Origin of the sequence: Kineosphaera limosa NBRC 100340 (assembly GCF_000298215.1) — a bacterium.
GTDB lineage: Bacteria > Actinomycetota > Actinomycetes > Actinomycetales > Dermatophilaceae > Kineosphaera > Kineosphaera limosa.
The window spans coordinates 1-5,375 of record NZ_BAHD01000131.1; the positions used below are offsets into that span (position 1 = coordinate 1).

Consider the following 5,375-nt stretch of genomic DNA (forward strand, 5'->3'; position numbering starts at 1 on the left):
GCATCCGATTCTTGAGAACTCAACAGCGTGCCATGACGATAGATGCCAATTGTTTGTTTGGCTTTGTCATTATCCTTTGATGGATTTTTGATGTAAGCCAGGTTTTGAATGATTCTTTTATGGAGAGTTTGATCCTGGCTCAGGACGAACGCTGGCGGCGTGCTTAACACATGCAAGTCGAACGATGAAGGCAAGCTTGCTTGCTGGATTAGTGGCGAACGGGTGAGTAACACGTGAGTAACCTGCCCCCTACTCTGGGATAAGCCTTGGAAACGAGGTCTAATACTGGATATTACTGATGCCTGCATGGGTGTTGGTGGAAAGTTTTTCGGTGGGGGATGGACTCGCGGCCTATCAGCTTGTTGGTGAGGTAGTGGCTCACCAAGGCGACGACGGGTAGCCGGCCTGAGAGGGTGACCGGCCACACTGGGACTGAGACACGGCCCAGACTCCTACGGGAGGCAGCAGTGGGGAATATTGCACAATGGGCGAAAGCCTGATGCAGCGACGCCGCGTGAGGGATGAAGGCCTTCGGGTTGTAAACCTCTTTCGGCAGGGAAGAAGCGAGAGTGACGGTACCTGCAGAAGAAGCACCGGCTAACTACGTGCCAGCAGCCGCGGTAATACGTAGGGTGCGAGCGTTGTCCGGAATTATTGGGCGTAAAGAGCTTGTAGGCGGTTTGTCGCGTCTGCCGTGAAAACCTAGGGCTTAACTCTGGGCGTGCGGTGGGTACGGGCAGGCTAGAGTGTGGTAGGGGAGACTGGAATTCCTGGTGTAGCGGTGAAATGCGCAGATATCAGGAGGAACACCGATGGCGAAGGCAGGTCTCTGGGCCATTACTGACGCTGAGAAGCGAAAGCATGGGGAGCGAACAGGATTAGATACCCTGGTAGTCCATGCCGTAAACGTTGGGCGCTAGGTGTGGGGCTCATTCCACGAGTTCTGTGCCGCAGCTAACGCATTAAGCGCCCCGCCTGGGGAGTACGGCCGCAAGGCTAAAACTCAAAGGAATTGACGGGGGCCCGCACAAGCGGCGGAGCATGCGGATTAATTCGATGCAACGCGAAGAACCTTACCAAGGCTTGACATACACCGGAAACATGCAGAGATGTGTGCCCCGTAAGGTCGGTGTACAGGTGGTGCATGGTTGTCGTCAGCTCGTGTCGTGAGATGTTGGGTTAAGTCCCGCAACGAGCGCAACCCTCGTTCCATGTTGCCAGCACGTAGTGGTGGGGACTCATGGGAGACTGCCGGGGTCAACTCGGAGGAAGGTGGGGATGACGTCAAATCATCATGCCCCTTATGTCTTGGGCTTCACGCATGCTACAATGGCCGGTACAATGGGCTGCGAAACCGTGAGGTGGAGCGAATCCCAAAAAACTGGTCTCAGTTCGGATTGGGGTCTGCAACTCGACCCCATGAAGTCGGAGTCGCTAGTAATCGCAGATCAGCAACGCTGCGGTGAATACGTTCCCGGGCCTTGTACACACCGCCCGTCAAGTCACGAAAGTCGGTAACACCCGAAGCCGGTGGCCTAACCCTTGTGGGGGGAGCCGTCGAAGGTGGGACTGGCGATTGGGACTAAGTCGTAACAAGGTAGCCGTACCGGAAGGTGCGGCTGGATCACCTCCTTTCTAAGGAGCTTCTCTTAGTGAGACACTTTTGATGTCCTCCGAGTGTGGGGACTGGAGTGTGTGCTCGAGGGTGGAACATCTGTCGTTAGGTCATCTGGTGAAGCATCGCGTGTGAGTACGGCCCTCTGTGTGGGGGTGGGGAAAGCGGTGGTGGACTGGCTGGGTGGTCGTGTGGTGCGCTGTTGGGTCCTGAGGGGTCGGCTGCTTCATGTGACGGACGTGGTCCGTGGCTGGGGTTGGTTGATGTCTTGTGTGTGTGGCCCTGCTTCGAGTGTCATCAAGAGGTTTCTTGGTGGTGGTTGGGGTGTGGGTTGGTGTGTTGAGAATTGCATAGTGGACGCGAGCATCTTTGTGGTCAAGTTTTTAAGGGCACAGGGTGGATGCCTTGGTACCAGGAACCGATGAAGGACGTTGGAATCTGCGAAAAGCCTCGGGGAGTCGATAACCAGACTGTGATCCGAGGGTGTCCGAATGGGGAAACCCGGCTGGAGGCAAGTCCAGTCACCCGCATCTGAACTCATAGGGTGTGTGGAGGGAACGTGGGGAAGTGAAACATCTCAGTACCCACAGGAAGAGAAAACAATTGTGATTCCGTGAGTAGTGGCGAGCGAAAGCGGATGAGGCTAAACCGTGCGCATGTCAAGCCGGCAGGTGTTGTGTGTGCGGGGTTGTGGGGTATGTGTTGATCGGGCTGCCGTCCGGTCGTGGAGTAAGAAATCATGTGGATAGTCGAACCGTTTTGAATGGCGGGCCGTAGTGGGTGGTAGCCCCGTAGGCGAAATCTGTGTGACTCCATTCATGTATACCCGAGTAGCACGGGGCTCGAGAAATCCTGTGTGAATCTGGCGGGACCACCCGCTAAGCCTAAATATTACCTGGTGACCGATAGCGGACAAGTACCGTGAGGGAATGGTGAAAAGTACCCCGGGAGGGGAGTGAAATAGTTCCTGAAACCGTGTGCCTACAATCCGTCGGAGCCCTCATTGTGTGGGGTGACGGCGTGCCTTTTGAAGAATGAGCCTGCGAGTTAGTGCTTCGTGGCGAGGTTAACCCGTGTGGGGTAGCCGTAGCGAAAGCGAGTCTGAATAGGGCGTTTTAGTCGCGGGGTCTAGACCCGAAGCGGAGTGATCTACCCATGGCCAGGGTGAAGCGCCGGTAAGACGGCGTGGAGGCCCGAACCCACTTAGGTTGAAAACTGAGGGGATGAGCTGTGGGTAGGGGTGAAAGGCCAATCAAACTCCGTGATAGCTGGTTCTCCCCGAAATGCATTTAGGTGCAGCGTCACGTGTTTCTTGCCGGAGGTAGAGCTACTGGATGGCTGATGGGCCTTACCGGGTTACTGACGTCAGCTAAACTCCGAATGCCGGTAAGTGAGAGCGTGGCAGTGAGACTGCGGGGGATAAGCTTCGTAGTCGAGAGGGAAACAGCCCAGATCACCAGCTAAGGTCCCTAAGCGTGTGCTAAGTGGAAAAGGATGTGGAGTTGCCGTGACAACCAGGAGGTTGGCTTAGAAGCAGCCACCCTTGAAAGAGTGCGTAATAGCTCACTGGTCAAGTGATTCCGCGCCGACAATGTAGCGGGGCTCAAGCACACCACCGAAGCTGTGGCAATCACACTATTCCCTAGATTCGTCTCAGGGGTGTGGTTGGGTAGGGGAGCGTCGTGTGGCGAGTGAAGCGGCGGAGTGATCCAGCCGTGGATGCCACACGAGTGAGAATGCAGGCATGAGTAGCGAATGACGGGTGTGAAACCCGTCCGCCGAATGACCAAGGGTTCCAGGGTCAAGTTAATCTGCCCTGGGTAAGTCGGGACCTAAGGCGAGGCCGACAGGCGTAGTCGATGGACAACGGGTTGATATTCCCGTACCGGCGAAGAACCGCCAATACTGAATCTTGTGATGCTAAGTGCCCGAAGCCGCCGGCGCTCGTCTTTGACGGGTTGTTGGATTGGTGGAGCGCATGACCCGATCTGGTAGTAGGTAAGTGATGGAGTGACGCAGGAAGGTAGCCGCCGCGTGGCGATGGTTGTCCACGTCCAAGCATGTAGGGAGTCAGCTAGGCAAATCCGGCTGGCATTAATCCTGAGATGTGATGGTGACCCCGTATGGGGGAAGAGGGTGATCCTATGCTGTCGAGAAAAACTTCTAGCGAGGTTCGAGCCGCCCGTACCCTAAACCGACTCAGGTGGTCAGGTAGAGAATACTAAGGCGATCGAGTGAATCGTGGTTAAGGAATTCGGCAAAATGCCCCCGTAACTTCGGGAGAAGGGGGGCCATGATCGTGAGCACCCTTGCGGTGGGAGCGTGAGTGGCCGCAGAGACCAGGGAGAAGCGACTGTTTACTAAAAACACAGGTCCGTGCGAACACGTAAGTGGATGTATACGGACTGACGCCTGCCCGGTGCTGGAACGTTAAGGGGACCGGTTAGCCTTTTGGGGCGAAGCTGAGAACTTAAGCGCCAGTAAACGGCGGTGGTAACTATAACCATCCTAAGGTAGCGAAATTCCTTGTCGGGTAAGTTCCGACCTGCACGAATGGCGTAACGACTTCTCCACTGTCTCAACCGCGAACTCGGCGAAATTGCATTACGAGTAAAGATGCTCGTTACGCGCAGAAGGACGGAAAGACCCCGGGACCTTTACTACAGCTTGGTATTGGTGTTCGGGACGGCTTGTGTAGGATAGGTGGGAGACTGTGAAGCATTCGCGCCAGCGGGTGTGGAGTCAACGTTGAAATACCACTCTGGTCGTTCTGGATGTCTAACTTCGGTCCGTGATCCGGATCAGGGACAGTGCCTGGTGGGTAGTTTAACTGGGGCGGTTGCCTCCTAAAGGGTAACGGAGGCGCCCAAAGGTTCCCTCAGCCTGGTTGGCAATCAGGTGTTGAGTGTAAGTGCACAAGGGAGCTTGACTGTGAGACAGACATGTCGAGCAGGGACGAAAGTCGGGACTAGTGATCCGGCCGTGGTGTGTGGAAACGCGGTCGCTCAACGGATAAAAGGTACCCCGGGGATAACAGGCTGATCTTGCCCAAGAGTCCATATCGACGGCATGGTTTGGCACCTCGATGTCGGCTCGTCGCATCCTGGGGCTGGAGTAGGTCCCAAGGGTTGGGCTGTTCGCCCATTAAAGCGGTACGCGAGCTGGGTTTAGAACGTCGTGAGACAGTTCGGTCCCTATCCTCTGCGCGCGTAGGAAACTTGAGAAGGGCTGTCCCTAGTACGAGAGGACCGGGATGGACGAACCTCTGGTGTGTCAGTTGTTCTGCCAAGGGCACCGCTGATTAGCTACGTTCGGAAGTGATAACCGCTGAAAGCATCTAAGCGGGAAGCACGCTTCGAGATGAGGTTTCCATGGACCTTTGGTCCGAGAGACCCCCAGCTAGATTACTGGGTTGATAGGCCAGATGTGGAAGCGCAGTAATGCGTGTAGCTGACTGGTACTAATAAGTCGATAACTTGACCCCTTACACACACGTTTTGGTGTGTGGGGTGTTCGCGTCCACTGTGTGACTCCCAGGACATCAGCCTGGTAGCACAAACCGGTAACCGCACTGTGTGTGGTGGTGGGTTTGGTGCTCGGTTGGGTTCGTTAGAGTTACGGCGGTCATAGCGAGAGGGAAACGCCCGGTCCCATTCCGAACCCGGAAGCTAAGCCTCTCAGCGCCGATGGTACTGCACTGGTGACGGTGTGGGAGAGTAGGACGCCGCCGGACAAAATTTACAGAGCGGGGCGAAGAATC

General features: G+C 55.7%; 3 rRNA genes. All 3 read left to right on the forward strand.

The annotated features are described in order from the left end of the window. Positions 1-116 precede the first annotated feature (116 nt). Positions 117-1,635 (forward strand): 16S ribosomal RNA (locus tag KILIM_RS21485). A 353-nt stretch (positions 1,636-1,988) separates the two neighbouring features. Then, positions 1,989-5,099: ribosomal RNA gene (locus tag KILIM_RS21490) — 23S ribosomal RNA — on the forward strand. A gap of 132 nt (positions 5,100-5,231) precedes the next feature. Next, a 5S ribosomal RNA gene (rrf, locus tag KILIM_RS21495) occupies positions 5,232-5,348 on the forward strand. The 16S, 23S and 5S rRNA genes sit together here, the layout of an rRNA operon. Positions 5,349-5,375: the final 27 nt, after the last annotated feature.